Consider the following 25,606-nt stretch of genomic DNA (forward strand, 5'->3'; position numbering starts at 1 on the left):
GAGCCGGCCGGAGGAAAGAGGCTCGACCCGGTGGACCCCGAGCCGTGGGAGCGGCCGGTCACGGACTGTCCGGCCCGCGGCGGGGCCGAACGGGCCCTGTCGGGCACCGGCCGGTTCGCCGGAAGGTGGGTCCTGTGCTCTTCGGCACACGTCACGCCCGATCGCCGCCCGAACCGGGAAGGACCACCGATGTCCCTCGACACGCAGCAGGTGCCGGCCGAGCTCACGGACGAGGAGCTGGCAGCCCTGGACGCCCACTGGCGTGCTGCGAACTATCTGTCCGTGGGCCAGATCTACCTCATGGCCAATCCCCTGCTGACCGAACCGCTGCGGCCCGACCACGTCAAGCCGCGTCTGCTCGGCCACTGGGGCACCTCGCCGGGCCTCAACCTGGTGCACACCCACCTCAACCGCGTGATCAAGGCCCGCGGCCTGGACGCCGTATGCGTCTGGGGACCCGGCCACGGGGGCCCGGCCGTGCTGGCGAACTCCTGGCTGGAGGGGTCGTACACCGAGACCTATCCGGACATCACCCGGGACGCGGCCGGCATGGCCCGGCTCTTCAAGCAGTTCTCCTTCCCCGGCGGAGTGCCCAGTCATGTCGCCCCCGAGACCCCGGGCTCGATCCACGAGGGCGGTGAGCTGGGCTACTCCCTGTCCCACGCCTACGGCGCCGCCCTCGACAACCCCGCCCTGCTGGTCGCCTGCGTGATCGGCGACGGTGAGGCGGAGACCGGCCCGCTCGCCGCGTCCTGGCACGCCAACAAGTTCCTGGACCCGGTCTGCGACGGCGCCGTGCTGCCGATCCTGCACCTCAACGGCTACAAGATCGCCAACCCGACGGTGCTGGCCCGGCTGCCCGAGACGGAACTGGACGACCTGCTGAGGGGCTACGGCCACGAGCCGACCCATGTCACCGGCGACGACCCGGCCGCCGTCCACCGTGCGATGGCCGCGGCGATGGACAGCGCCGTGGACCGGATCGCCGCCTTCCAGCGCGCCGCGCGTCAGGACGGGGTCACCGAGCGGCCCCGCTGGCCCGTGATCGTACTGCGCACCCCCAAGGGCTGGACCGGTCCCGCCGAGGTCGACGGTCTGCCGGTGGAGGGCACCTGGCGCTCCCACCAGGTGCCGCTCGCCGCCGTACGGGACAATCCCGAGCATCTGCGGCAGCTGGAGGAGTGGATGCGCTCCTACCGGCCCGAGGAACTCTTCGACGAGGACGGCGCCCCGCGCGCGGGCGTGCTCGCCTGCGTCCCGCGGGGAAGGCGCCGGCTCGGCGCCACCCCGCACGCCAACGGCGGGCTGCTGCTGCGTGAACTGCCCCTGCCGCCGCTGGAACGCCACGCCGTGGCCGTCGACAAACCCGGCGCCACCCTCCACGAACCGACCCGGGTGCTCGGTGACATGCTCCAGGACGTCATGGCGGCCACCGCCGACCGGCGGGACTTCCGGCTCGTCGGGCCCGACGAGACCGCCTCGAACCGGCTCCAGGCGGTCTACGCGGCCAGCGGCAAGGCCTGGCAGGCCGCCACCCTCCCGGTCGACGAACACCTGGACCGGCACGGCCGCGTGATGGAGATCCTCTCCGAACACACCTGCCAGGGCTGGCTCGAAGGCTACCTGCTCACCGGCCGGCACGGGCTGTTCTCCTGCTACGAGGCGTTCGTGCACATCGTCGACTCGATGGTCAACCAGCACATCAAATGGCTGCGCACCACCCGCCGCCTGCCGTGGCGCGCTCCCATCGCCTCCCTCAACTACCTGCTGACCTCCCATGTGTGGCGGCAGGACCACAACGGCTTCTCCCACCAGGACCCCGGCTTCGTCGACCACGTGCTCAACAAGAGCCCGGAGGCGGTACGGGTCTACTTCCCACCGGACGCCAACACCCTGCTGTCCGTGGCCGACCACGTGCTGCGCAGCCGCGACTACGTCAACGTCGTCGTCGCCGGCAAACAGCCCTGCTTCGACTGGCTCTCCATGGAGGAGGCGCGGGCCCACTGTGCCCGCGGTGCCGGAATCTGGGAGTGGGCCGGCACCGAGGACGGCACGCGTGCACCGGACGTGGTGCTGGCCTGCGCGGGTGACGTGCCGACCCAGGAGGTGCTGGCCGCGGCCCAGTTGCTCAGGCGTCAGCTGCCGGAAGTGGCGGTGCGGGTGGTGAACGTCGTGGACATCGCCCGGCTCATGCCCAGCGAGGAACACCCGCACGGCATGAGCGACTTCGAGTTCGACGGACTGTTCTCCGCGGACAAGCCCGTGATCTTCGCCTACCACGGCTACCCCTGGCTGATCCACCGCCTCGCCTACCGACGCGCCAGCCACCACAACCTGCATGTGCGCGGCTACAAGGAGATCGGCACCACGACCACGCCGTTCGACATGGTGGTCCGCAACGACCTGGACCGCTACCGCCTGGTCATGGACGTCATCGACCGCGTGCCCGGACTTGCGGTACGTGCGGCGGCCGTACGCCAGCGCATGGCGGACACCCGGCAGCGCCACCATGTCTGGATCCGCGAGCACGGCATGGACCTGCCGGAGGTGGCGGACTGGACCTGGGACGGCTGAACCTCATCGCCGGCACGCGCCGGCCGCTCCTGCCGCCCGATCCTCACCGCGGTCACTGCTTGTCGCCGGTCACTTCTTGTCGCCGCCGAGGATCTGGGCGAGCAGGTCACTGAATCCGCCCGAGCCCGAGGCCGCGCCGGCTGCCGTGTCCGGGGTCGCGTCGCCCGCGGTGCCGGCCCCGGGGCCTGAGCCCTTGGCGGCGGCCGCACGTCTGGCGAAGACGGCCAGGACCACGGGGATGAGCATCTCGATGACACGCGTGACGGTCGCGGCGGGGATGCCGGTCTTCCTCGACACGGCGTTGGCCAGGGGCTTGCTCATCTTGGTGAGCACCCCGGCCATCATGCCGCCGCCGAGCAGGCCGCCGAAGGCGGCCACGCCCTGGAGCGGAGGGTCGGTCACCTCGGCGACGGCCTGGCGCACCTCCGCGCCGTCGCCGTCGTCGGTGTCGGCCTTCTGGCGCAGGTCACCGCTCATCGCCCCGACGGTCTCGGCGACCACCGAACGCGCGCTGCCCGTGTCGGTGGACAGGAGCGCGGCGATCTCGGCCAGCTTGTCGTCGCCGAGTTCGCCGAGTACCTCGTCCTGGAATGAAGATTCGCTCATGCCGCACACGCTAATGTGGCGATTCGGCGGCCTCCCGCGCCACGCCGCAGACCCCTCCGGTAGCAGGAATGCATGGCTCCGGATGTGTGTGCGCCCCTCGGAGGCCGCTGGCGCGGTCCTGGCCTGTCGGCTGGGGTGGCGCGGTCAAGCGCGGAGCCGCTCGGCGATCTCCACCAGGTGCCTTCCCTGGTAGTCGGCCGCCGCGAGCGTCGCCTGATCAGGGCCTTCCCCGGTGGGGCTCGGCCAGCTGGTGCCGTAGGGGTTACCGCCGGCCGCGTAGAGCAGCGGATCGGTATAGCCGGGCGGCACGATGATGCAGCCCCAATGGTAGAAGACGTTGTTCAAGGACAGCAGGGTCGATTCCTGCCCGCCGTGACGGTTCATGGCCGAGGTGAAGCTCGTGGCGGGCTTGCTGTTGAAGACTCCGGCCTGCCACAAGCGGCCGGTCCTGTCGATGAACTCCTTCAGCTGGGCCGACACGTTGCCGAAGCGGGTCGGTGTGCCGAACGCGTAGGCGGTCGCCCATTCAAGGTCGCCCAAGGCGGCCTCCTGCACGGAGTCCTTGGTGGCGTCGACGTGCGCACGCCAGGCGGGATTCCCGTCGATGGCGGTGTCGGGCGCGAGTTCGGCGACCCGCCGCAGCCGGACCTCCGCTCCCCGGCCCGCGGCACCCTGCGCCACGGCTCGGGCGAGCTGGTGGACGTTGCCGGTAGCGCTGTAATAGATCACCGCAACACGAACGCTCACAGGTGCTCCTGCTTCTGGAGGCCGGAGATGTAATAAGGAAGGCTTTTCCGTTCTACGGGGTCCGGTCACGCGCGTCGACAGGACACTCGCCGTTCCCGACTTCGAATCGCGGCCCGCCCACTCGATTGGCCCACCATCCTCGGGACAGAACGCCGGTCCAGGTGCGGCGGCGGGCGGGGCACCGGTGTGAATGCTTACCTGGGCGTGCACATGTGCTGCTGACCGGACGCGCGGCCCTCGCAGCGCATTTCGAAGTGGTGCGTCGTACGTCGTCGCAGTGGAGGAAATCAATGCAGCCAGTAGCAGTCCTGGGCGCCACGGGGGGACAGGGCGGAGCCGTCGCCGACGCTCTGCTGGCAGCCCGCTTTCCGGTACGAGCCGTGGTCCGCTCGCCTCGTTCGGACCGAGCGGTGCGACTGAGTGAGAAGGGGGCCGAAGTCGTTGCCGGCGACTTGGCCGACGTCTCAAGCCTGACCGCTGCCTTCACGGGAGCGCAGGCGGCGTTCGCCGTGACCACGCCGTTCGAGGAGGGGGTGGACGTGGAGGTCGGACAGGGGCGGAACATCATCGACGCCGCCGGACAAGCGCGCCTTCCCCACCTCGTGTTCTCATCGGTCGCGGGAGCCGACCGGATCACCGGCGTACCGCACTTCGACAGCAAGCACACCGTGGAGCAGGAACTGGGCCGGGCCGGTCTGAACTGGACGGTGGTGGCTCCGACCTATTTCTTCGACAACCTCTTCGGAAGCATCGCCGAACTGCAACAGGGCACACTCTCCCTCCCTCTCTCCAGCAAGAAGAAGCTGCAGCAAACCGCCCGCGACGACCTGGGCGCTTTCGTCGCCGAAGTGGTGAAAAACCCGGAGCGGCACCTCCACCAACGCATCGAGTTGGCTTCCGACGAGCTCGACCTGGAGCAGATGGCCAAGGTCCTCAGCGAAGCGCTGAGATTCGACATCAGGCCGAATCCGGAGCCCGTCGGACCAGAAGTTCCCGCTGACTCGGACATGGGAGCCATGTGGCGATTTCTGGAGGGGCACGGGTATCAGGTCGACATCCGTGCCCTGCACGACTCCTGCCCGGATGTGCCATGGACCAGCTTCGCAGCATGGGTCGAAGCACAGTTCACCCCCGGCCCGCACGCGTAGCCTCGCCGGGCCGCCGCTGCGCCCGAGGCCGCCGCACGGCCTTCGGTCCTCGCACACCAGACGATCAGAGAGGGCTGCGGCCGTCTCGCGGCAGGTCCGCCGGTCGGATCACGCTCTACTGCTGGAGCGCCAGGTTCCGCTCGTACCACGTGCCGGGCTTGCCGCCGACGTCGGCCGGGTCGGCCGGGCCGACCGGCAGGAATCCGGCTTTTGCGAGGACTCTCCGGGACGCGGCATTGTCGAGGGAGGCGGCCGCCCGCAGCGTGCGCAGCCCGTGCCGCGCCGCCGCCAGCCGGCACAGTTCCAGGACGGTCGCGGTCGCCAGGCCGCGGCCGGCGACGTGCTGCGCGACCCGGTAGCCGAGCTCAGCGGTGCCGTCCTCCAAGTCGTAGAGGTTGAACCGGCCCAGAACCGAGTCGTCCTCCGCGACGAGTACGTAGAAGACGCTGATGCCGGCCTCTTGCTCGGCAAGCAAGGCACTGTGCCGGTCCGCGAAGTGCTCGAAGAAGTCGTCACCACGGTCGGAGACCGCCGCAGCGAAGTAGGCGCGGTTCGCCAGCTCGAAGGCCAGGACCGCCGGGGCATGGTCGGCACGCAGCCGCTTCAGCTCGGGCACCGCACGACTCTACGCAGCCGCCGCACGGAGATCACCTGGATTTCCGCCGCGGACCGTTGTGCCGGTGCCCGGCCGCGGGTCAGTGCCGCGGCGCCCCACCCCGGCGCCGTGCCACGACCCCCTCCAGCAGCGCCGCCAGAATCCGCGCCAGCCGCGGCTCCACGTCCACGATCGCGTGCGCCAGCCGCGGATCGCCGCGATACAGCGCTGCGACCTCGGGTCCCGGCGTCGCGATGTTCCAGAACGAGCCGGCCATCGACGTCGCGGCGGCCATCAGGTCCACGCCGTCGGCCTCGGTCAGCTCCGGCAGCCGCGCGCGGACCGCGGTGACGATCGCCTCGACCGCGGCCAGGGTCACCAGCTTGAACTCCCGCACCGCCTCGACGGAGACGTTGCGCTCGAGGTTCATCGGGGCCTGCGCGAGCAGGTCGCAGAACATGCCGCGGGCCGCGAGGGTGCGGGCGAAGGCCGCGGCCACCCCCGCCGCGTCGCCGTCGGCGACACGGCCGATCTCGGCGCACAGGACCGGCGCCCACTCTTGCCAGTCGGCCGCGGTCAGGCGCAGGAAGATCTCCTCGCGCGTCTCGAAGTAGCGCAGCAGCGCGGACTTGTGCATGCCCACGGCCGCGGCGATGTCGGTCAGCGTGACCTGCCGGATGCCCCGCTCGGCGCCCAGAGCGCGCGCGGCGTCCAGGATGGCGGCCTCCCGCTGCTGCTTGGCCTGCGGGGACCGGGCGCGCTGGAAGTCGGTGGTGTCCACGCACCACAGAGTAGCGCAACAAGGTTGCGCTATTAACGAAACGGTGTTTCACTAAGTGGCATGACCGAGAACGAGAACACGACCGAGAACACGCAGCAGACCTGGTTCATCACCGGCTCCTCCCGCGGCTTCGGCCGTGCCCTCGTCCGCGCCGCCCTGGAGGCCGGCGACACCGTGGCGGCGACGGCCCGCCGACCCGAGCAGCTCGAAGACCTGGCCGCGGAGTTCGGTGACCGGATCGCCCCGATCGCGCTCGACGTGACCGACCCCGGTGCCGCGAAGGCGGCGCTGGAGGAGGCCAGGAAGCGCTTCGGGCGGATCGACGTGCTCGTCAACAACGCCGGCTACGCCAACGTCTCCCCGATCGAGACCACCGACGACGATGACTTCCGCGCCCAGTTCGAGACGAACTTCTGGGGTGTCTACAACGTCACCAAGGCGGCGATCCCCCTGCTCCGCGAGCAGGGCGGCGGCCTGGTCGTCCAGTTCTCCTCCATGGGCGGCCGTGTCGGCGGCTCCCCGGGGATCGCCTCCTACCAGGCGGCGAAGTTCGCGATCGACGGCTTCAGCCGGGTGCTGCGCGCGGAGGCCGCGCCGTTCGGGGTCCGGGTTCTGGTCGTCGAACCGAGCGGGTTCCGCACCGACTGGGCCGGCTCCTCGATGACCGTGCACGACGTGCCCGAGGGCTACGAAGACACCGTCGGCGCGATCAACCGACGCATCCGGCAGAGCACCGAGGGCCCGGCCGGCGACCCGGTGCGCGCGGCGGAGATCCTGGTGCGGGTGGCGAAGCGTCGCGACATCCCGACCAACCTCGCGCTCGGCGTGACGGCGTCGGAGGGGTCCATCGCCCAGGACCGGCGGCTGCTGGCCCAGGACGAGAAGTGGAGCGCCGTCGGGCGGTCCGCGGACTTCGCCGAGCCCTACCCCGTGAAGTTCCCCGAGGATGCGGCGGCCTAGCGCCCGACCACCGCGGCCCACCCGCCCGGAAGGGAAAGCACGACGGATCCTCAGTCGAGGCAGAACTCGTTGCCCTCGACGTCCTGCATGGAGATGCACGATTCGTTGTCGTCATCGGCCGGCAGCAGCTGCACGCGCACCGCGCCGAGCGCGATCAGGCGTGTGCACTCGGCCTCAAGCGCGGCCAGGCGCTCGTCCCCCGTGAGTCCGGTGGCCACCCGCACATCGAGATGAACCCGATTCTTGGCGACCTTGCCCTCCGGAACCCGCTGAAAATACAGTCGCGGACCCACACCTGAGGGATCGATGCAGGCGGACCACGAACCCTGTTCCTCGGCCGGCTGCGAGCGACGGAACTCGTCCCAAGTGGCAAACCCCGTCGGTGGCGGCGGTGCGACGTACCCCAACACCTCGCACCAGAAGCGGGCGACGCGCTCAGGTTCCGCACAGTCGAAGGTGACTTGGAACTGCTTGATCGATGACATCGACGCACCATAGCAGGGAGGTCTCTCCTGCTCATCTCCCTTTGACCGTATGCATGTTGACGGGCGGATGACCCATGCGTACCCGACGAAGACGCGGGACCTGGACCTCAGCAGCCCGCCGGGCCGAACCAATGGCCGGCGGTCTGCTCGAAAGCTGCGCGATCAGGGGTGCGATCGCCTGCCCAGGCGACTATGCCGTCGGGTCGGACCAGCAAGGCCCCCAGACCGAGGTCGTTCGTCGCAGGCCCGGCCGCGTACCGTATCTGACCCTCCCAGCGCGTCGCTGAAGCGCGCAGGTCTCGGCCAGCGCTGAAGTCGAGGGCAACGCCCCGCCCGTCCTGCATGAGGTCGCCGAGGCGGGAGCCGTCTTCGAGGCGGAGGTCCGGGGCGCTGCGGCCGATCAGCGGGTGCTCGCCGCCGAGGTCGTAGCGGAACGACGCTCCCGACAGCCTCTGGAACACGTACGTCGTTCCGTCACGGGTCCCGAGCAGGTCACGAACCACCGCTTGGATCGCCTGGGCGTGAGGGTCAGGGTTCATGATCGCCACTTGGGCGCGGGACCAGTCGAGCACCTTCGCGCCGATCGGATGGCGTTCGCGGGTGTAGGTGTCGAGGAGTCCGTCGGGTGCGTTCCCGTGCACGGTCGCCGCGAGCTTCCAGCCCAGGTTCACGGCGTCGCCGATGCCGGTGTTGAGTCCCTGCCCGCCCAGGGGGGAGTGGATGTGAGCGGCGTCGCCCGCGAGCAGGACGCGTCCCTGCCGGTAGGTCGTCGTCTGCCTCGCCCGATCGGTGAAGCTCGAGGCGAGATGGACATCGGACAGCGTAGCGTCGGTGCCGGACACATGACGCAGAACCGTCTGGAGATGCTCGCGCGTCGGCGGCTGCGAACGGTCGTACGCGCCGCCGTCGAAGTCCATCATGCTGATGTGCCCTTCGGAAAGCTGGAGGTACATGCCCGTCCGCGTCAGGTTGAACCCGCGGTTCAGCTTGCCGGGATCGGCGAGTGTGGCGTGCAGGGCGTAGCCGGTGAACCGCGGCTCGGTGCCGACGAAATCGAAGCCCGCGAGCCCGCGCACGACACTGCGTCCGCCGTCGCAGCCGACGAGCCAGCGCGCCGGGTACTCGCGCTCACCGGCTTGAGCGACCACGCTCTCGGCGCCTTGGGCGATGCCTGACACCGTGACACCGCGCCTGACGTCCACGCCGAGCTTGGCTGCCCGCTCGGACAGCAGCGTCTCGACCGCTTCGAGGCTTGTCAGTACGCCCTCCAGCGCCGGGCTGGGAAGCCGGTACGGCAGGGCGGCGACATCGACCTGGGCCGGATCGAGCACCATGCCGGCGAAGTGGCCCACGGCCCGAGGGGGTGACGGCTCGTCGACGTCGGTGTGCGCACCGGCATCGTCGTCGACGCCCGATGCGGTCAGCAGCTGGTGCAGCATCCCGCGACGGTAGAACGCCTCGACCGACGCGGCGGACAGGCCCCGTAACCCGAGCGGCTTCGCCTTGAAGGGCGATGTGGGCCCCGGCTCGCGCTCAAGGACCAGGACAGAGCAGCCCGCGAGGCCAAGCTCGCAGGCGAGGAACAGACCGACCGGGCCGGCGCCCACGATCACTACGTCATGCATGAGAGATCCCTTTCTCAGAACATCCCCTCGGATGGGCATCCGGAGGCTCTCTGGAAAGGTGCCAAACCTCACCGACATCGGACCGACAGCCTCCGACAAATGACCGACACCACGGCTCAGCCGCGCGATTCCTCCGGCCGAAGGGCTGAGCTGCTGGAGGCAGGGTTTGGCACCACCCGCTCTCCGAGGCGCGAACCAGCAACGACCCTTCCGCTCGAAGTAACCTCAGGGCGCATGGCGTCCCTGTGGGGTGTCGAGGAGGAGGCCCTCGCAGCCGGCCCGCTGAGCTGTCATCGGCATCGCGGCGTCGACCGCCGCCCACGGGGCCGGAACCGTGTACGGGCTCGCCTTCACGAACCCGCTTGACGTGTGCGGGTACAAGACCGGCGCCGCGCTTCGCGGGTGGATGCGCGGCACCGGCTCGCCCAGTGGCGATTCCGGGGTGTCAGTGCATCAGCAGTAGCCGTGTGTTCGGGACCAGCTTCCGGTTCACGCTGGTGCTCTGGACGAAGATCGTGAAGTTGTCGTTGTGGTCCGGCTTGATGCGAATTTCCACGTCGGGCAGGCCGAGCAGGGCCCGGGCCTCGGGTCCGGAGTACACCCGGTCCGTCTTCTTCTCCAGTACCGCGATCTGCTTCCGCGCCTGGATCTTCTCCGACTTGCTCAACTGGTAGAACGCGCCACCCGTGCGGTAGGTGTGGCCGGACTCGTTGACCCAGTCCCGGATCACGGCCTCGCGGGTCACCGGAAGCAGCTGGTACTGCGACGGATCCACCGGGGCGAGGCCGGCCGCCTTGATGGTGTCCTTGTTGACCGCGTCCGCACCGGTGGAGAACACGGCCCGCGAACCCCGGATGCCTTGGGTGCGGCCCACCATGAACTTCTCGGTGGCCTGCTGGATGACCTGGCCGGCCTCTTCCAGGCCCTGGGTGCTTGTGGCGTCCCAGATCGCGATGTTGTCCTTCGGGAAGCCGCACTGCATGGCCTCGCGCTTGCCCATCTGGTCCGGCACGAGGACGGCCAGTGTCCAGTTGACCTCCTGTGTCTCGATCATCTCGGCCACGGCCTGGACCAGATCCCGCGGATCCGTGGAAGGAGCGTCGGGGCAGCGGTGACTCGCGTTCTCCTGCCCGTCGGTGAGTATGAACGTCAGGAAGCTGTGGTCGCCGTAGAGCTGAGCGGTCTGCGCCAGTTCCCGCTGTGACTTCAGCGCGGCCGCCAGCAGGGCAGTCATGCCACCGACCCGGTACAGCTGCTTCAGCGACGGCATCCGCAGTACGTCCTTGTCGTAGATGACGCACTCCACCTGGTTGGCGAAGACGTACACCGTGACCCGGGTCTCCTGGTCCAGTTCCCTCGATCGGCGGGCAAGGTAGGCGATCTGCTGGTCGGCGACTTCGACGACCTTGCCGCTCAGACCTGACATGGATGAACTGGCATCCAGCACAAGAGCGACGTGATTGATGTAGTTCTGGCTACCGGACAAGGCGGCTCCCCCTCCTGCGGACTTGATGTTCCTACCGTCTCACCCACCACTGACAATCGACCTTGAACGCGAAGTCGCTGCGGGGACCGGTGAGGGGACCGGTGCGGTCGGTCCGTGGTGGTGACCGGGGTGCTCAGGCCCGCGGTTGGGCTCAGGGAGCGGTGAACAGGTTCGGGAAGCGAGGGGCGAGCCACGGCCGGGCGCCCCAGGCGAGGACCTGTCCCTGAGCGATGGCACGCCAGGGGTTCAGCCGACCCAGCGCGATGAGGAGGAAGGCGACGGGTTCGAGCAGGATGGTGCAGTCCGCGCGCTGTGCAGGTGCCCCGGGTGTCACCTCTACGGAGCCCGCCGCCAGCTGCACGCCGAACGTCTCGCCCCCGCGCAGCCGGATCCGGTAACGGGCCGTGAGCCCGGCCGTGGCCGCGGGGTTCGCGACCCGCGGCATGACCGAGAGCATGAACGGCATACACAGGCCCACCCGCCGCCGGTCGACCATGTGCGCGCGCTTCAGGGCGCGAGCCAGGTCGTAGCCATGGCCGAGCATGTGTGTGAGCAGGTACGACGCGAGAACGGACCGGTTCATCGGGCCCAGAGGTGTGGCGAGTGCCGCGCCGTCGCCCGCGGTGCGCGACACGGCGTCCAGGAATGCCTCCGCCTGATCCACGATCATCGCCGCGAGCGGCTCCGACCGGCGCTCCGCGAAGACGGCGAGAGACTCCGCGTTGGCCCCGGCGAGGCTCTGCGGCGTTCCGTCGCCGTAGGGCCGCTCCCGTCCGGCTGCCAGGTCCGCCATCAGTTCGTTGGCCATGGCCAGGTGGGCGGCCGCCTCACCGATCGTCCACTGCGACCCCGGCACGGCGAGCGCCGTATCGCGCGTGCCCCGCACCAGCGCGGCGATCTCCTCAGCGGTCTCCTGGATCGCCTGCCCCAGCCCGTCGGGCAGGGACCTCGTGCCGTCCCGCCCTGCCGTCGTGTCCACGTCGCTCGCTCCACTCCCCACCCACCAGGCACGCCAGACGTGCCTGCGGCGCTGGTACCCAACCAGACCCGGAGGGCGCACGGCAAGCCCCCGCGCGCCCCCATCCGCATCTCAGTCAGCTGACCGCTCGGTGCCGCCGCCGCTGCCAGTGTTGTCAGTGGACTCGGGACATGTGGGCGAGGGTCTGGGTGGAGCTGTCGGGAGCGAAGGCGCCCGCAATCCCCTCGGCGGCGCCCTCGGCTGCTTCCGCGGAGCGGGGCAGCATCAGGTTCTCGTAGGCGCGGACGGCGTCGTCGATGTCGGTGTCGTTGATGAGGGCGCGGGCGAGATCGGCGCCGTCGAGCATGGCGAGATTGGCGCCCATGCCGGAGAACGGCGACATGAGATGGGCGGCGTCGCCCAGGAGGGTGAGGCCGGGGGTGTGCCGCCAGGTGTGGGGGACGGGCAGCGCGTACAGCGGCCGGTTGACGTACCCGGTGTCGGTGTCGGTGATGTAGCCGAGCAGCTCTCGGCTCCAGCCGGCGAATTCCTTGAGCAGCGCTTCGCGTACGGCGGCGACGTCGGTCAGGTCGAGCCCCGCTCGCTGGTGCCAGTTCTCGTCGGTGCGCATGCCGATGTAGACGCGGATGTGCTGGTGGCTGTTGCGCTGGGCGATGAAGCCCTGGTTGTTGTCGAGGGCCATCATGGTGCCGTCGCCGGTGAGGGAGGCGAGTGCGGGGTGGCGGGTGTCGGCTTTGTCGAGACCGGTTTCGACGAAGGTGACGCCGGTGTAGACGGGCGTCGCGTCGGAGAGCAGCCGCCGGACCTTCGACCAGGCGCCGTCAGCCCCGATGACGAGGTCGGCCTCGGTGGTGGTGCCGTCGGCGAAGTGCATCCGGTGGGCACCGCCGGTGACGGATTCCAGGTGGGTGAGCTTGTGGCCCCAGCGCACCGTGCCGGGTTCGAGGGAGTCCAGCAGGAGATCGCGGAGCCGGCCGCGGTCGATCTCCGGGTTGCCGTCCTCCGGGGCTGCCTCGGGCGGAGCGGCGTCGAACAGGACGCGGGCGTCGCGCCCGACCAGACGCATCTGCTGGCCCTCGGGGCGGGCCAGTGTCAGGAAGTCCTCCAGGAGTCCGGCTTCGCGCAGGGCGTTCTGGCCGGAGTCGGGGTGCATGTCGAGGGTGCCGCCCTGGTCGCGGGCGGTGCGGGAGGCGTCCTGGTCGTGGACGGTGACGGTGATGCCGTGTCGTTGGAGGACGCGGGCGCAGATCAGGCCGCCGGGGCCGGCGCCGATGACCGCGATGCGGGACTGGGCGGAGGTGCTCATGGGTGTGCTCCGTTCCGGGGGACTGGCAGACAGGTGAATTGCCAGGCAGAGAAAGGGAATTGCCGCGGCCGGGCAGTGCCGGGTGGCCGGCCGTTCCAGAAGAGCACGCCCGATCCAAAAGTGCAACAAGCCAACTTTTGTAGTTGCTCAACCAAGGGGGTAGGATCGAGGCATGAGCGAGACGACTGCGCAGGGTGCGCCGATGGGGCGCCGCGAGCGCAAGAAGGCCGCCACGCGGCAGTCCCTGGCCGATGCTGCTCTGCGCCTCTTCCTTGAGCGCGGCTACGACCAGGTGGGTATCCGGGACATCGCCGATGCGGCAGATGTGTCCACGACCACTCTGTTCAAGCACTTCCCCGTGAAGGAGGCGCTCGTCTTCGACGAGGAGGGCGACCAGGAAGCCCGGCTGCTGGACGCCGTGCGGGAGCGGCCCGAGGGGCAGTCCGTCGTCGCGGCCCTGCGTGAGCACGCACTGCGCCACCGGGTCGACGCCGGGGACAGTGGCGCGAACTTCGCCGCTTTCGCCGAACTCGTCGAGAACACCCCCGCCTTGCGTGACTACGCCCAGCGCATGTGGCTGCGCCACGAGTCCGCGCTCGCGCACGCCCTCGCCGAGGCCACCGGAGCTCCCGCCGACGATCCGCACTGTGCGGCGCTGGCCCACTTCGCCTTGGAAGCACCCCGCATCGCCCAGGGACATGCCGACGGCCGCGAAAGGGTTGCCCGCGCCTTCGACCTACTCGAACGAGGTTGGAACGGCGTCGGCCCTGGCGCCTGAGGCTCGTAACGGCGCGACGGTCCCCCCAAGTTCCCGGCCGCGCAAGACAAAGCGGCCTCGGGCGGCTTCAGGGCGGGCACCCAGTGGTGGCTCGGGCACAGCACCGATGGCGTGCCCGCCGCGCTCGCGACCGTCGAGGACCGTGCCGGCCGTATTCGCCCGTACGCCGGGGGAGGGGGGACTTGGCCGCCGGTGCGAAGGTGTCTCGGCGCGGGCAGGTGTGCATCGGGCCCTCCGCAGACCATCGCCTCCGGCAGCGTACGGTCACGGGCCCGTGTTTCCCCCGAAGCCGCCCAGGTTGATCAGGGTCACTCGGTGGTCCCAGGCGTCCCACTTCACATTTTTCTGCGCACCCCAGTAGTAGTTGTCGTAGCCCATGAGTTCGCCGTATGCCTCGTTCTCCTGCGCCCGGTCGGGTCTGCCGAACGCGATCAGGAATTCCTCGTACGAGGTCAGGTGGGCGAAATGAGACGACAGGCGCGGCCCACGGATCGCGAAGCCGACGACCGTCCCGGCGCTCACCTTGTAAGTGAGCTGGTCGGCGCAGTACAGGAAGCCGTCCGACCGGGTCGTGTGGTCGATGACCTCGTCAAGGGTCAACTGCCGCCCGCCGGAGTCGAAATACTCGCTGTCGATGTCGGTCCCGCCCCGGTACCGGGCGACCAGGGAGGACTGGGCCTCGGTGATGCTCCGACGTGGAACGCTGGTGGCCGCTGCTCCCAGGGCTACGCCGCCCAACTCGACAGTCGTGAGGTCGAGCCGTGGCCGGGACAGTATGTCCAGGTTGTCGAGGATCTCTATCATCATCGGAGTCTAGGCTCGTCGTCCTGGGCCAGTGTCGTACACCGCTTGAGCGAAAGTCTCCCTACCGGGCGTACGCCGTGGCGTGCACCCTGAGGTGTGTGGTTCAGCCGGCGGCCGACGGCCCGTAATCTCCGAGATGTCGGAGTGCGGGGTGCTGCGGTACCGGGCCGGAGTGGATCGCTTCCGAGGAGCCCGGCGCTCGTGGCGCGTCCTGCGTCAGAAGGGTGCGTGGTCATGAGGACGTACGGCGGCCTGACCGCGGAACAACGGGTCGCGCTGCGCCGGCAGCGCCTCATGGACAGTGCCTTCGAGCTGTTCTCCACCCAGGGGTACGCCCACACGAGCATCAGGGCGGTCCTGCGCCACTCGGGGCTCCAGGACCGGTACTTCGCGGAGAGTTTCGCCTCCCTGGACCACCTCATGGCGGCCGTCATCGAGAGCATGTGGGACGACCAGCTGGCCCGGATCGGGGCCGGCGTCGGTAGCGGCCGTCCGCGCGACGAGCGGGCCAGGGAGGCCATTCGCATCCTGGTCGACAACATGATGTCCGATCCGCGCAGGGGCAGACTGCAACTGATCGAGGCGCTGGTCGCCGGCCCCGCCACCGCCCGCGTCCGGCAGCAGGGCCTGAAACGGATGAGCGGAATCGTGCAGTCGCTGCTCCAGGCGAGCCCGGCAGATCCGCCGACCGACACACTGGCGAAGTCCATCGCCGTCGTGGGCGGCATGAGCCAGCTGCTGCGCAGCACGATCGACGGCACGCTCGACCTGACCCAGGAAGCCCTGGTCGACGAGGGATGCTTCCTCTTCGAGGCAGTCGCGAACCACATCGCCCCAGGGACCGGCGGCCAGTACTGACCGCCGCCGAAAGGATCTCCATGGGTGGGACTACGAGTCCGTCCTCCCCTACTTCCTCCAGGCCGAGAACCACAGCCGTCTCACCGGTCCGCTGCACGGGACGGCCGCACCGGTGTACGTAGAGGACCGGTTGTTCACCCACGAGCTGTCGCAGACCTCGGCCGAGGCCGCGGTCGCCTGGGGCCTGCCTCCTGCCGACGACTTCAACGGCGCCTCCCTGCTCGGGACAGGCAGCTACCAGGTCACCTGCCACCGCGGCGTGCGGTGGTCGGCCTGATCCGTTGCCGGCCCGGTCACTCCGTCAGGGGCAGGCACTCGGCGAGCAGGCCGACGATGTCGCGCCAGGCTCGCTGTGCGTGGCGTGGGTGGTAGCCGACGCCGGGACGCACGGTGTGCTCGACCGGCGGGTGATGGAAGGCGTGCAAGGCGCCGCCGTAGACCACGAGACGCCAGTCCACGCCCGCGGCCTGCATCTCGGCGGTGAACGCGTCCCGTTGTGCGGGCGGCATGATCGGGTCCTCGGACCCGACCCCGGCCCACACCGGGCAGCGGATGCGGGCCGCCTCGCCCGGTCGGCCGGTGGTCAGCGCGTTGACTGTGCCGATCGCGCGAAGTCGCGCGCCGTCGCGGCCGAGTTCCAGCGCGATCGCGCCTCCGGTGCCGTACCCGACAGCGGCGATCCGGTCGGGGTCGGTGCGTGGTTCGGCGCGCAGCACGTCGAGTGCCGCGTGACCGATGTCCCGCATCCTGCCGGGATCGGCGAGCAGGGGCGTCACATGCGCCAGCATCTCTGCGGGATCGGTGAACCAGCGGCCGCCGTTGATGTCGAAGGCCAGCGCCACGTAACCCAGTTCGGCCAGGAGGTCGGCCCGTCGGCGCTGGAAGTCGTTCAGCCCCGGACCCTCGGGGCCGACCAGGACCGCGGGCCGACGGTCGGCTCCGGCCGGGAGCGCGAGGTGTCCGATCATCGTCAGGCCATCAGCCGGGTACTCGACCGTGCGGGTCGTAACCGTTGTCATGAGACAGGACCGTAGTGCTCGTCGAGCCTGGCCGGCCCGCAATTCTGCCGCCGGCAGAGCAGCGCGAATGCACCTCTGACATGCGGTGATCGATGACATGACCTGTCACGGGCCGCGTTGGTGCTCCCCTGCCGGCGGCGGTCACATCCGGCGGACGCGGTCGAGATGCCCGCGCTGTTCGTCGACCCAGCCGCCCGGCAGCTGCACGGGTACGGCCATGGCGGTGCAGGAGCCTCGGACATCCTCGACCGTGATCAGCGGAATCGAGAACTGGGTGTGGAACTCGATGTTGATCTCGGGGTTGCGCATGTCGGTCATCCAGCAGACGTCCCGTTCGACGGCCAGGTCATCGAGGGCCTTCGCCCAGTCGTCGAGGTCTTTGGACGAGAGGCAGAGGTCGAGCCGTCCGTTGCAGAAGGTGCTCGAGATGACAACCTCGGCGTCGAGCTCGTCCGGTCCGCGCCGGCCCAGCACTCTGACCACAACGCTGTTCTCGCGGTCGGCCAGGTGGATCAGCTCCACCGCTTTGTCTTCGTTCATGTGCGCCCCTCGGATGGAAGATCCTTCCGGCCCATCATCCAGGAATCAGCGGATTCCCCTGGCCAGGTCATTTCGGCAGGGGTTCCCAGGGGCGTCAGACCTCAGGGGGTTCCCAGGGACGTCAGACGTCAGGGGGGTTCCCAGAACGTCAGACCGTCACGGCACCTCGGCGATCAGTGCCAGGAGCCGAGCGAGCGTCTCACGCTGCTCCCGGTCGAGCGCTCCGAGGGGGTCGGAGGCGAAGGGCATTGCCGCACGCAGCTCGGCGATCTTCTGCCGGCCGGCGTCGGTGGCGGCGACCTGCTTGACCCGGCGGTCCTCGATCCCGGGGCGCCGCTCGACCAGGCCGCGCTCCTCCAGCCGGTCGACCAGCGGTGTGAGGTTGGACGGCTCGGCGTGCAGCCGTTGCGCCAAGGCCCGCATCGGCACCGGCTCGGCGCTGTACAGCAGCGCTTTGGCCTGGAGTGGGGTCAGGTCCTGCGCGTTGGCGGCGGCCTCGGACTCACGCGCGTATCTGCGGTTGATGGCGGCGAACAGGCCGACCACGCGCGCGTCGAGCTCGTCTGCCTCGCCTGCGGGGTAGGTCATGCCGCCCAGTCTAGCCAGGTACTTGACAACGGAAAATATTGGGGTACATGACTATGCTGGCATATAGTTATGCTTCATAATGACTGTTCTTCATAAGTATTCCTCGCACCGCCTCAGAGAGGGGCTCCCCATGTCCACCAAGGTCGTCCTCATCACCGGCACCTCCTCCGGTATCGGCCTGGCCGCCGCCGTCTCCGCCTCCCACGCCGGCTTCACCACCGTCGCCACGCTGCGCGACCCGGCGCGCGCCGACGCGCTGCGCAAGGCGGCCGAGGCGGCCGGTGTCGAGCTGGACATCCGACGCCTGGACGTCACCGACGCCGCCTCCGTCGAGGAGTGCGTCGCCGGCGTGATCGCCGACCACGGCCGGCTGGACGCCGTGGTCAACAACGCTGGCGCCGGCCATGTCGGGACGATCGAGAACGAGTCGGTGGACGAGGTCCGCAGGGTGATGGAGGTCAACTTCTTCGGCGTGGTCACCGTCACCAGGGCGGCCCTGCCCCACCTGCGGGCCACCGGCGGACGGCTCCTCACCGTGACCAGCGTCGGCGGCGTGGTCGGCCAGCCGTTCAACGAGGCGTACTGCGCGGCCAAGTTCGCCGCCGAGGGCTTCATGGAGAGCCTGGCCCCGGTCGCCGCCTCGGTGGGCGTGGCAGTCGGGGTCATCGAGCCGGGTGCTGTGGCCAGCGAGTTCGTCGCGAACGTGGGCGTCAAGGAGGACGCGGCGGCCGAGGCCGGCGTCTATGGTCCGGCGCTGGCGAACTACATCAGCCGCACCCGGGGCGCTTTCGCCAACGCCCAGACCTCGGAGGAGGCAGCCGCAACGATCATCGAGGCACTCACCGCCGACCGGCTGCCGTTCCGGATGCAGACCTCGGACGTGGCCCGTGCCTTCGCCGGCGGGAAGCTGGCGGACCTGGACGGCTCCCGGATCCAGACGATGACCTCGGCCTGGGTGGCCTGAGCGGTTCGGTCATACGGCGGCCCGCCCGCGATGAACCTGCCCGGCCCTGGTCGACGGCGACGGCGGCGTTGCCGGCTCAGGCGTCGGGAGCGGGAACGCCAGAAGCCGGCCCGCCATCTCGCCCGCAGCCGGCCCGGCCGCGTAGACGTAGTCGTCGGGGCGGAAGCTGTCACCGGTTGTTCGCGGTGCCGGGCCCGCTGTGTTGGTCCGTGAGCGTTCGCCGGGGGGTGCGGACGGCACATGCCCCCCGGCTCCGGCCCGGGGCTAGCCCGCCGACTTCACCGTCAAGTCGCCGTTCGTCGTCGCCAGGTCCAAGAGGTACTTGCCCGAGGGGTCGTTCTTGAACGCCACGCTCTGGTCGCCGTGGGCGTCTTCGGCCGAGATCCGGTACCGGGCGGGCGGCGCCTTGACCGTGAGGTTGCCGCTGGTCGTGCGGGCCTTGATGTTCTGCGGGACGGCCGTCTGGATCGTCACCTCGCCGTTCGACGTATGGGTGTCGATGCCGCCGTCTTTGACGTCGGTGACATGGACGTCACCGTTGGACGTACGCAGTTTCACGGGACCCGCCGCGCGGGTCACCGCGATCTCGCCATTACTCGTGCGCACGTCGACCGTGCCGGCGTCCGTGAGTGAGAGGTTCCCGTTGGAGGTGCCCCCCGTCACCGGAAGACCGGCAGGCACCTTGACGACGTAGCTGACATCGCAGTCGTCGCCGCAGTCGGAGAGCATCAGGACGCCGTTCTCGACGCGGAAGGAGGTGCCGGTCGGCCTGTCACCGCGATAGTCGACCTTGCGGTGCACGGAGATCGTGGCGGCGTCGGCCGACGCGCTCACCTTCACGTCTCCGTTCTCGTTGGCGAGGCGTATCGAGGTGATTTTCCGGGCCACCTTGGCGTCGTCCTGGAAGGTCTTCTGGTCCAGGGCGGAGCAGGCGGAGAGCCCGCTGACGGTGAGAGCAGCCAGAGCCACTGCGGAAAGAAAGCGCGTGCGTGCGCGTCGCATGAAGGTCCCCCGTACGGAACGAATTGCATCGATGATCATCAGTCACCGCGATTCTACGTAGCCACACTGCCGCCTCCACTGGGGAAAACCCCCCAATGCCAGCACTGGGTCGGCCTGCACGGCGGCGACGATCGCTGCGGGAAGTCACGCCCGTCATCACCCGTTGACGTGCCGTGACCGTGAGGACGGACCAGGTCTATCGGGCCTGAGGAGGGGACTGTGGGGTGAGGGTGCCTTCGGCTTCCTGAGCGGCCATGACCTCGTCGCCGTGCTCGAAGGCCCATGCTCCGACGGCATCGATGGGTGCCAACAAGGTCCGCCCCAGGGGTGTGAGTCGGTACTCGACCCGAGGTGGTGCACCGGGATGTGTGTGTCGTGCCACGAGTCCGTTGAACTGCAGGCGACGCAACGTCTCGGTGAGGACCTTGGAACTGATGCCTCCGATCCGCTCCCGCAGGTCCACCGGGCGCAGGGGGCCGTCGCGCAGCGCCCAAAGCACCACGGGATTCCATGTGTTGGACAGGAGGTCGAAGGCAAGGCGCGCGCGGCAGTCAGCGAGGAAAGGGTCGGTCGTCACGTACCAAATGGTGCCCGACAGGCCCCCTAGCGTTGTCTCGAACGGTCGAAACCGGCATGGAGAGGGAACGCGTGATGAGAATCGGCGTACTGGGAACCGGCAACATGGCGGACGCGCTCGCCACCCACTGGGCGCGAGCCGGTCACGAGGTGACCATCGGCGGACGGGACGCACACAAGGCGGAGCGGCTCGCGAGGCGCATCGGACATGATGCGAAGCCTGCCACTCTGCGTACGGCGGCCGAGTCCGGTCAGGTGGTACTGGCCGCGCTGCCCTTCGGCCCCGGGGCGGAGGTGGTACGGGAGCTGCGGGCGGCCCTGGACGGCAAGGTGCTGCTCGACTGCTCCAATCCGGTCGGGCCGGGCTTCCGACTGCTGACGGAAGGCGGCCCCTCGGCGGCGCGGCAGCTGGCAACGGCGGCCCCTGGAGCCCATGTGGTCAAGGCGTTCAACCTCTGCCACGAGGACGTATGGCGGATGAGGCCACCCGTCTTCGACGGACGGCCCCTGGCCGTTCCGGTCTGCGGAGACGACCAGGCGGCCCTGGCACGCGTACGTGAGCTGGTGCGGGATGCCGGCTGCGATCCCATAGCCGGCGGCGGACTCGAACGAGCCGGACTCCTGGAGGCCACCGCCGCCTTGTTCATCGCATTGTGGGTCGGAGAGGGAGCGGACGCCCAGGCGATCGCCCCTCCGCTCGCCTTTGCGGCCGGGCCGGGGCCCGACCGAGCGGAAGAATGACAGGAAGGCATTCCTGCAAGGAGTTCCAAGGAATGACCGCGCGAGGTCAGCGGCCCAACGTTCGCTTGGCCTGCTGGGCCAGTTGCACCAGGCCGTGGGCCTTCGCCTCCATCACCCTGCGATCAGTGCCACCGAAGTAGTGCAGCTCGACCTTCCCGCCCGAGCGCAGCGTGAACTCCGCCTTGTAGCTGTACGAGTGGAAAACGCTGCTGCCGGACCGCCCTGGGTGGTTCGTGTCGGTGAGCACGTCCTGGACCGCGCTGATGTCCGACCAGGCTATGGCACGGACACCGGCGGGCCGGGCGCGGACGAATCCGCCCTCGTACCGATAGACACTCCCGCCCGATTTCCGTACACCCGCCACCAAGAGGGCGAGCCCGCCGGCCAGGAACAGTGCCGCGATCAGCAGACCGCCCAAGCTGGCCCCTCGGGTCGGCACGAACACCACGACGAGCAGGATGAGCAGCCCGGACAGACCGATACCGGACCCCGCCAGCACCACGGGCCACGCAGGGTCGGCCGCGGCACCGTAGGGGCTGAGTGGGCCCTGGGGCACATCGACCAAGGCGCCGAGCCGCCTGTTCGCCGCGGCCCGGACCACCCTCTCCGGGAGGACGGTCTCATCGGGCAGGGCCCCACGCGTCCCCGGCCGTGCCTGGGAAACCTCGGTGCGCCGGGCCTCCTCGCTCGGAATGTTCCGCAGGGCCCGCAACAGGGCCTCGGATCCTAGGAGATCCTTCACACCCTCGGACAGGGCCGCGTCAACCTCCGCCTTCTGGCCGGAGAACCGGCGCATCAAGCTGTCCGTCTCGGCTCCGGTCAGCGGACGGGGCCAGCCGTCCTCCAGGGGCCCGGCGAGCACCACAGGCCCGGTGACCGGCCCGAGCCCGTAGGCGCGGACGAGACGGTCCGCGAGGGGGTTACGGGATCGCTGGACCTGGTGCCCCGGCGCACCGGCCTTCGGCACCAGCAGCACGAACTCCGCACCGAGCGCGATGAATTCGACGTCCGGTGCTTCCAGCAACTGCGCCGCACGCCCTACCAGGACAGCACCGCCGGCCTGTCCCGCGTCCATGAGGCGGGCCCCCAAGACCGACAGCAGTACGATCCCGCCGCGCCCCGCACTCTCGCCCCTGCCCAACTGGTCAGCCATCACAACCCCCGTCGTTCATCCTCCGGCGGCCGCAGAGCCACGGCCTCGCGAATGGCGGACCGGCATGCCCTCACTGCGGCGCTGTACCCAACTCGCCTACCCGGCCCGTCGCTTACTGCGCTGGTCAGACGCATGCGACGGAGCGGGCCATGCACGTGCAGGGTACAAGGCCCTACTGACACCCCCAGAGGTCCAGCGGGGGTCCGCCAACTCTTTCCGGCCGAAATCCGACGGCAACCGCGAGCGGTGCCCCAGCCCAGGGCGGCCGGCCGGCACCGGCTCTCGTACCGGGAGAGGGGAGGTCGTGGTGGGCGGCTGCACGTTGCACTCGTTCGGCGGTCTCCCTCCCGTCGGTGCGCGACCCGGCGTATCGCTGCGCCCGCGACGGCCGCGAAGGACCCCTTCGGTGCGTGGTGCGGCGACATCGAGGCGTTGGCCGGACTACGCGTTGCGCCACGCATCGGTGACACAACCGACTTCGAAGTGCCACCACCCATCTTCTTGGCCGCGGACGAGCAATGCCTTGATCCCGCCAAGGTCCGCATCGGCCGGCACCGTGACGGCGACCAACGGGAACTCCTCGCTGAAGACCTCACCGCCCAGGCCGAACGGCGACAGCCGCTCGTGCACAGCCCGAGCGCTTCTCCCCAGTGGGCCGGAGGGAACGGGCAACACCCGGACCGTGCAGTTACCTGATGCCTCCACCCGTTCCTTCGCCCAGTGGAGTCCGTCGGCGTCTGTCACGAACCGCACGACATCGCCCTCAGCCACCCCGTCTTGCAAGAAGGGGACGTTCTCCACCCTGGCGGTGTCTCCGCTCAGGCGAGTGGCCCAGAGCCCTTCAGTGTCGTGGGGGATCCAGCCTTCGCGCGGCACAAACCGGTACCACACCTTGATCCGATTGCTCTCAGTAGCGCTGGGCTCGGATGGAGTCATAGAGGTCACGATTCAGATGATCCCGCACTCACCCCGCACACATCGAACGCAGGTCCGGGCTGCCCTTGGTCCGGAAAGGCCGACTGCGCGGGCGCATGGCCACCTCTGCCGTCGCGCCGTGAATACCTCAACATCGTCTACCCGGCTCCCCGACGCTTTACGTCGACGGCCCCACGCTGGTGGGCGCCATCGTTCAACCCCTGGAGCGGTGGGTTCGTGCCGGCGGGTGGCGCGGCCGCCGCCCGAGAGGCGCGCGTCGAAGCCGGACCAGCGGTGCGGCCGGTCGTCCGGTCGACCCCGGCAGGTAGCACGTTCAACTTGATACCCGTTCGCTTCGTCGCTCGGCTGCGAGCATCCTCAGTGAATGGTGCCCGGCCAGGTCCTGGACGCTCAGCCGGCACCATCCCAGTTGACGCAGCCGGGAGACAAGCGCCGGAATGAGCTCCAAGGGCCCCCCGAGCTGCAAGTAGCTCGCGTCGAGCGTCACCGTGTCGAGGCCGGTGATCTGCTTGATGATGTCGGCGAAATCCTGTGGAGTTCCAGCCGTCGGCAGGGGGAGTTCGACGCCCCCTGCTGGGCTGGCCGGAGGTGATGGCGGCGCCGATCGAATCATGGTGATCCGCTGCGGGCAGACGCCGCTCGGGTAGTACTGGAACAGCTCGAGCAAACGCCGGCGAATCTCGATCGTGTCGATCGGCCGAGTGACCCAGACGCTCGCCGAGAGCAGCATCCGGCCGTTCTCATCCACGCAGGAGACCAGCGCTTCCGTGACACCGGGAATTTGGAGCATCAGCTTCCGAACGGCTCGCGGACTCACCCAGGAACCGTCGACGTGAACCAACCCGTCACGGGGAATCTGCTTGATGCCCGCGTTCTTCGCGATCTCCGAGAACCTGAGATCTCCCTCGCTCCGCACATGAAGCAGCACTGCGGCCACTCCATCCAGGAGGTCTGTCAAGTGCGTGGCCCTCGGTCCGGCGTCCTCACTGATCAGCGAAAGGTGGAGAGTCCCTCTTCTTCTCTGCGCTTCGAGTGTTATTTCCCCGCCGAGCTGGACCTTTTGGCGCTCGCGCACAGTTTTGCCCAGGTCCCAGGAGTGGCTCCACAGGTCGGGTCCGTCGCCGGTGTCGTCGACGTAATTGACCTGGACCATGTGCCCACGGCCGCGCCACAGTCGCACGCCCCGCGTGAAGCTCACTTCATGGAGGAGGCGCAGGTGGTCGAAGTGGGAGTACCGGCCGTGCTTCATCGCTTGCATGAGTTCGCGATGAGTGTGCCGCACGATCTCGGTGAAGGTGGGGTCGGTTGTGAAGTCGGTCAACCAGGCTGACTTCTGTGTGACTGACGAGCGAGCCGCCGCGAGGTCGCTGAAGTGGCGATTCGCCAGCTGGACCCCAAGTGGAATCCGTGCGTGTCCAGAATGGATTGACAGGGCTGTGGAGAAAGCCGAAATAAGCACCACGGGATACAGCGTGCGCGTCTGTGACGCTATGCCGCGGATCGCGGAGTCGAGGGAAGAGGATTCCAGTGACCGCACCACCGCCGGATGATCACCGATCGGTGTCCGTGACGGCTCTCTGTGGTAGATCCGCGGTGGCATCTCCGTGGCCAGACGGCGCCAGTGATCAAGGGCCGACTCGTTGACCGCGACCACCGCGGGCGAAGACTCCCGCGAGGCAATGCAGGACGGCGAAGTCGCTGGAATAGGGAAGGAATGTTCTTGCCCGTCGAGCGCGCCCTCGACCAGCGCGTTGAATTCACGCTCGAACGACGCCAGTCCGTACGCGTCCAGAGCGATGTGATGAACGCATGCGATCAGACCGAAAAGGTCGCTGCCCACGGAAACGATGCCGAATTTCGCCGGGAAATCCTGTTCGATGTCGAAGATGTGGTTCCCGAGCTTGTTCCAGAGCGCCGATCCTGCCGCTTGCGCCTGCTGATCGCTCCGCACTGTACGCTCGATCAGATACCGCCTTGAGAATGTTCCGAACGAGCTGGCCGGCGACACATGCTGGGCTGGATGAAAGGTGGTACGAAGGACTTCGTAACGCCGTGTCATCTCTGCGAGTAGCCTCTTGGCCCGACTTGTCTCAATGGTGCGGCTCGGCCTTATCGCCCGGACCAGATTGTATTGAGACCGTCCGGAATGAGGGGTCGAAAAGTGACCCCACCACGATACTTGCTGTCCCCAGGTCAGAAAACTTTCTTTCTCATGCATGGCCTGGTCCCCGTTGCGCGTTCATGTGTGGTGTCGCGCCCTGGCATCTACCCCATCGCGGTGAAACGAGCCCGGCACCGTTCGCAGGGCAGGGCGATTCCGGCCATCTGGGCGGATGACTTCCAGGTCGGCCCGCA

General features: G+C 69.0%; 26 protein-coding genes. 8 read left to right on the plus strand and 18 right to left on the minus strand.

Annotation, left to right across the window (positions count from 1 at the left end; translation table 11 throughout):
* The first annotated feature begins 189 nt into the window (after positions 1 to 189).
* Complete coding sequence (locus tag ACF073_RS23110) at positions 190 to 2,574, plus strand: phosphoketolase (RefSeq protein ID WP_392072830.1); 2,385 nt, start codon at positions 190 to 192, stop codon at positions 2,572 to 2,574.
* 69 nt (positions 2,575 to 2,643) lie between these two features.
* On the opposite strand, the gene ACF073_RS23115 is transcribed toward ACF073_RS23110, so the two are convergent.
* Positions 2,644 to 3,180: a DUF937 domain-containing protein gene (locus ACF073_RS23115; RefSeq protein ID WP_392072832.1), complete on the minus strand. Its 537-nt coding sequence runs from the start codon at positions 3,178 to 3,180 to the stop codon at positions 2,644 to 2,646.
* Positions 3,181 to 3,324: 144 nt separating this feature from the next.
* Entirely contained in the window at positions 3,325 to 3,927 is a 603-nt protein-coding gene (gene wrbA, locus ACF073_RS23120; protein WP_392072834.1) for an NAD(P)H:quinone oxidoreductase, read from the minus strand.
* Between the two features lie 290 nt (positions 3,928 to 4,217).
* On the opposite strand from wrbA, the gene ACF073_RS23125 reads away from it, so the two are divergent.
* Entirely contained in the window at positions 4,218 to 5,075 is an 858-nt protein-coding gene (locus ACF073_RS23125) for an NmrA/HSCARG family protein (RefSeq protein WP_392073162.1), read from the plus strand.
* A 115-nt stretch (positions 5,076 to 5,190) separates the two neighbouring features.
* On the opposite strand, the gene ACF073_RS23130 is transcribed toward ACF073_RS23125, so the two are convergent.
* Both ACF073_RS23130 and ACF073_RS23135 read right to left on the minus strand, forming a co-directional pair.
* Positions 5,191 to 5,691 (minus strand): GNAT family N-acetyltransferase, encoded by a 501-nt coding sequence (locus ACF073_RS23130; RefSeq protein WP_392072836.1) that lies wholly within the window; start codon positions 5,689 to 5,691, stop codon positions 5,191 to 5,193.
* A 79-nt stretch (positions 5,692 to 5,770) separates the two neighbouring features.
* Positions 5,771 to 6,451, minus strand: a complete 681-nt coding sequence (locus tag ACF073_RS23135) for a TetR family transcriptional regulator (protein WP_392072838.1) — start codon at positions 6,449 to 6,451, stop codon at positions 5,771 to 5,773.
* Positions 6,452 to 6,511: 60 nt separating this feature from the next.
* On the opposite strand from ACF073_RS23135, the gene ACF073_RS23140 reads away from it, so the two are divergent.
* Positions 6,512 to 7,411 carry an SDR family NAD(P)-dependent oxidoreductase gene (locus ACF073_RS23140; RefSeq protein WP_392072839.1) on the plus strand — a complete coding sequence of 300 codons (900 nt, stop codon included), beginning with the start codon at positions 6,512 to 6,514 and terminating at the stop codon, positions 7,409 to 7,411.
* A gap of 50 nt (positions 7,412 to 7,461) precedes the next feature.
* Here the strand turns inward: ACF073_RS23140 and ACF073_RS23145 are convergent, their stop codons facing one another.
* From ACF073_RS23145 to ACF073_RS23165, 5 genes are all read right to left on the minus strand, one after another.
* Positions 7,462 to 7,896, minus strand: a complete 435-nt coding sequence (locus ACF073_RS23145; RefSeq protein ID WP_392072841.1) for a VOC family protein — start codon at positions 7,894 to 7,896, stop codon at positions 7,462 to 7,464.
* Between the two features lie 107 nt (positions 7,897 to 8,003).
* Positions 8,004 to 9,521: an FAD-dependent monooxygenase gene (locus ACF073_RS23150; RefSeq protein WP_392072843.1), complete on the minus strand. Its 1,518-nt coding sequence runs from the start codon at positions 9,519 to 9,521 to the stop codon at positions 8,004 to 8,006.
* Between the two features lie 445 nt (positions 9,522 to 9,966).
* Positions 9,967 to 11,007: a vWA domain-containing protein gene (locus ACF073_RS23155; protein WP_392072845.1), complete on the minus strand. Its 1,041-nt coding sequence runs from the start codon at positions 11,005 to 11,007 to the stop codon at positions 9,967 to 9,969.
* Positions 11,008 to 11,158: 151 nt separating this feature from the next.
* A complete protein-coding gene (locus ACF073_RS23160; protein ID WP_392072847.1) occupies positions 11,159 to 11,986 on the minus strand; it encodes a maleylpyruvate isomerase family mycothiol-dependent enzyme in 828 nt (275 codons plus the stop codon).
* Between the two features lie 154 nt (positions 11,987 to 12,140).
* Positions 12,141 to 13,292, minus strand: a complete 1,152-nt coding sequence (locus tag ACF073_RS23165; protein ID WP_392072849.1) for an FAD-dependent oxidoreductase — start codon at positions 13,290 to 13,292, stop codon at positions 12,141 to 12,143.
* A gap of 172 nt (positions 13,293 to 13,464) precedes the next feature.
* On the opposite strand from ACF073_RS23165, the gene ACF073_RS23170 reads away from it, so the two are divergent.
* Positions 13,465 to 14,070 (plus strand): TetR/AcrR family transcriptional regulator, encoded by a 606-nt coding sequence (locus tag ACF073_RS23170; protein WP_392072851.1) that lies wholly within the window; start codon positions 13,465 to 13,467, stop codon positions 14,068 to 14,070.
* A 264-nt stretch (positions 14,071 to 14,334) separates the two neighbouring features.
* On the opposite strand, the gene ACF073_RS23175 is transcribed toward ACF073_RS23170, so the two are convergent.
* A complete protein-coding gene (locus ACF073_RS23175) occupies positions 14,335 to 14,877 on the minus strand; it encodes a hypothetical protein (protein ID WP_392072853.1) in 543 nt (180 codons plus the stop codon).
* A gap of 231 nt (positions 14,878 to 15,108) precedes the next feature.
* On the opposite strand from ACF073_RS23175, the gene ACF073_RS23180 reads away from it, so the two are divergent.
* On the plus strand, positions 15,109 to 15,732 hold the full coding sequence (locus tag ACF073_RS23180; RefSeq protein ID WP_392072855.1) for a TetR/AcrR family transcriptional regulator: 624 nt from the start codon (positions 15,109 to 15,111) through the stop codon (positions 15,730 to 15,732).
* Positions 15,733 to 15,844: 112 nt separating this feature from the next.
* Complete coding sequence (locus ACF073_RS23185) at positions 15,845 to 16,009, plus strand: hypothetical protein (protein ID WP_392072857.1); 165 nt, start codon at positions 15,845 to 15,847, stop codon at positions 16,007 to 16,009.
* Between the two features lie 16 nt (positions 16,010 to 16,025).
* Here the strand turns inward: ACF073_RS23185 and ACF073_RS23190 are convergent, their stop codons facing one another.
* The 3 genes from ACF073_RS23190 to ACF073_RS23200 form a co-directional block, all read right to left on the minus strand.
* Entirely contained in the window at positions 16,026 to 16,751 is a 726-nt protein-coding gene (locus tag ACF073_RS23190; RefSeq protein ID WP_392072859.1) for a dienelactone hydrolase family protein, read from the minus strand.
* Positions 16,752 to 16,892: 141 nt separating this feature from the next.
* Entirely contained in the window at positions 16,893 to 17,291 is a 399-nt protein-coding gene (locus tag ACF073_RS23195; protein WP_392072861.1) for a DUF5959 family protein, read from the minus strand.
* Positions 17,292 to 17,447: 156 nt separating this feature from the next.
* Positions 17,448 to 17,879 carry a MarR family winged helix-turn-helix transcriptional regulator gene (locus ACF073_RS23200; RefSeq protein WP_392072863.1) on the minus strand — a complete coding sequence of 144 codons (432 nt, stop codon included), beginning with the start codon at positions 17,877 to 17,879 and terminating at the stop codon, positions 17,448 to 17,450.
* Between the two features lie 130 nt (positions 17,880 to 18,009).
* Here ACF073_RS23200 and ACF073_RS23205 point away from each other — a divergent pair, with 130 nt between their 5' ends.
* Positions 18,010 to 18,843, plus strand: a complete 834-nt coding sequence (locus tag ACF073_RS23205) for an SDR family oxidoreductase (protein WP_392072865.1) — start codon at positions 18,010 to 18,012, stop codon at positions 18,841 to 18,843.
* Between the two features lie 264 nt (positions 18,844 to 19,107).
* Here ACF073_RS23205 and ACF073_RS23210 read toward each other — a convergent pair whose 3' ends face one another.
* The gene (locus ACF073_RS23210) at positions 19,108 to 19,812 is read right to left on the minus strand and encodes a DUF4097 domain-containing protein (protein ID WP_392072866.1); all 705 of its coding nucleotides are present in this window, start codon (positions 19,810 to 19,812) and stop codon (positions 19,108 to 19,110) included.
* 229 nt (positions 19,813 to 20,041) lie between these two features.
* The gene (locus ACF073_RS23215) at positions 20,042 to 20,422 is read right to left on the minus strand and encodes a winged helix-turn-helix transcriptional regulator (RefSeq protein ID WP_392072868.1); all 381 of its coding nucleotides are present in this window, start codon (positions 20,420 to 20,422) and stop codon (positions 20,042 to 20,044) included.
* A 74-nt stretch (positions 20,423 to 20,496) separates the two neighbouring features.
* Here ACF073_RS23215 and ACF073_RS23220 point away from each other — a divergent pair, with 74 nt between their 5' ends.
* Positions 20,497 to 21,162 (plus strand): NADPH-dependent F420 reductase, encoded by a 666-nt coding sequence (locus ACF073_RS23220; RefSeq protein WP_392072870.1) that lies wholly within the window; start codon positions 20,497 to 20,499, stop codon positions 21,160 to 21,162.
* 46 nt (positions 21,163 to 21,208) lie between these two features.
* On the opposite strand, the gene ACF073_RS23225 is transcribed toward ACF073_RS23220, so the two are convergent.
* The 3 genes from ACF073_RS23225 to ACF073_RS23235 form a co-directional block, all read right to left on the minus strand.
* Positions 21,209 to 22,315, minus strand: a complete 1,107-nt coding sequence (locus ACF073_RS23225) for a hypothetical protein (RefSeq protein ID WP_392072872.1) — start codon at positions 22,313 to 22,315, stop codon at positions 21,209 to 21,211.
* Between the two features lie 441 nt (positions 22,316 to 22,756).
* Positions 22,757 to 23,251 carry a DUF4265 domain-containing protein gene (locus ACF073_RS23230; protein WP_392072874.1) on the minus strand — a complete coding sequence of 165 codons (495 nt, stop codon included), beginning with the start codon at positions 23,249 to 23,251 and terminating at the stop codon, positions 22,757 to 22,759.
* Positions 23,252 to 23,564: 313 nt separating this feature from the next.
* Positions 23,565 to 25,469 carry a condensation domain-containing protein gene (locus ACF073_RS23235; RefSeq protein WP_392072877.1) on the minus strand — a complete coding sequence of 635 codons (1,905 nt, stop codon included), beginning with the start codon at positions 25,467 to 25,469 and terminating at the stop codon, positions 23,565 to 23,567.
* Positions 25,470 to 25,606 lie beyond the last annotated feature (137 nt).

It is taken from the genome of Streptomyces sp. NPDC015171 (genome assembly GCF_043079545.1).
In the GTDB taxonomy this organism is placed as follows: Bacteria; Actinomycetota; Actinomycetes; order Streptomycetales; family Streptomycetaceae; genus Streptomyces.

What these genes read in the sequence shown, in the direction of transcription:
- ACF073_RS23115 (WP_392072832.1), bottom strand. Translation starts at nt 3,180, where the DNA reads ATGAGCGAATCTTCATTCCAGGACGAGGTACTCGGCGAACTCGGCGAC.
- ACF073_RS23235 (WP_392072877.1), bottom strand. Translation starts at nt 25,469, where the DNA reads ATGCATGAGAAAGAAAGTTTTCTGACCTGGGGACAGCAAGTATCGTGG.
- ACF073_RS23225 (WP_392072872.1), bottom strand. Translation starts at nt 22,315, where the DNA reads ATGGCTGACCAGTTGGGCAGGGGCGAGAGTGCGGGGCGCGGCGGGATC.
- ACF073_RS23200 (WP_392072863.1), bottom strand. Translation starts at nt 17,879, where the DNA reads ATGACCTACCCCGCAGGCGAGGCAGACGAGCTCGACGCGCGCGTGGTC.
- ACF073_RS23205 (WP_392072865.1), top strand. Translation starts at nt 18,010, where the DNA reads ATGTCCACCAAGGTCGTCCTCATCACCGGCACCTCCTCCGGTATCGGC.
- ACF073_RS23125 (WP_392073162.1), top strand. Translation starts at nt 4,218, where the DNA reads ATGCAGCCAGTAGCAGTCCTGGGCGCCACGGGGGGACAGGGCGGAGCC.
- ACF073_RS23110 (WP_392072830.1), top strand. Translation starts at nt 190, where the DNA reads ATGTCCCTCGACACGCAGCAGGTGCCGGCCGAGCTCACGGACGAGGAG.
- ACF073_RS23165 (WP_392072849.1), bottom strand. Translation starts at nt 13,292, where the DNA reads ATGAGCACCTCCGCCCAGTCCCGCATCGCGGTCATCGGCGCCGGCCCC.
- ACF073_RS23230 (WP_392072874.1), bottom strand. Translation starts at nt 23,251, where the DNA reads ATGACTCCATCCGAGCCCAGCGCTACTGAGAGCAATCGGATCAAGGTG.
- ACF073_RS23175 (WP_392072853.1), bottom strand. Translation starts at nt 14,877, where the DNA reads ATGATGATAGAGATCCTCGACAACCTGGACATACTGTCCCGGCCACGG.
- ACF073_RS23180 (WP_392072855.1), top strand. Translation starts at nt 15,109, where the DNA reads ATGAGGACGTACGGCGGCCTGACCGCGGAACAACGGGTCGCGCTGCGC.
- ACF073_RS23140 (WP_392072839.1), top strand. Translation starts at nt 6,512, where the DNA reads ATGACCGAGAACGAGAACACGACCGAGAACACGCAGCAGACCTGGTTC.
- ACF073_RS23190 (WP_392072859.1), bottom strand. Translation starts at nt 16,751, where the DNA reads ATGACAACGGTTACGACCCGCACGGTCGAGTACCCGGCTGATGGCCTG.
- ACF073_RS23220 (WP_392072870.1), top strand. Translation starts at nt 20,497, where the DNA reads ATGAGAATCGGCGTACTGGGAACCGGCAACATGGCGGACGCGCTCGCC.
- ACF073_RS23145 (WP_392072841.1), bottom strand. Translation starts at nt 7,896, where the DNA reads ATGTCATCGATCAAGCAGTTCCAAGTCACCTTCGACTGTGCGGAACCT.
- ACF073_RS23150 (WP_392072843.1), bottom strand. Translation starts at nt 9,521, where the DNA reads ATGCATGACGTAGTGATCGTGGGCGCCGGCCCGGTCGGTCTGTTCCTC.
- ACF073_RS23170 (WP_392072851.1), top strand. Translation starts at nt 13,465, where the DNA reads ATGAGCGAGACGACTGCGCAGGGTGCGCCGATGGGGCGCCGCGAGCGC.
- ACF073_RS23195 (WP_392072861.1), bottom strand. Translation starts at nt 17,291, where the DNA reads ATGAACGAAGACAAAGCGGTGGAGCTGATCCACCTGGCCGACCGCGAG.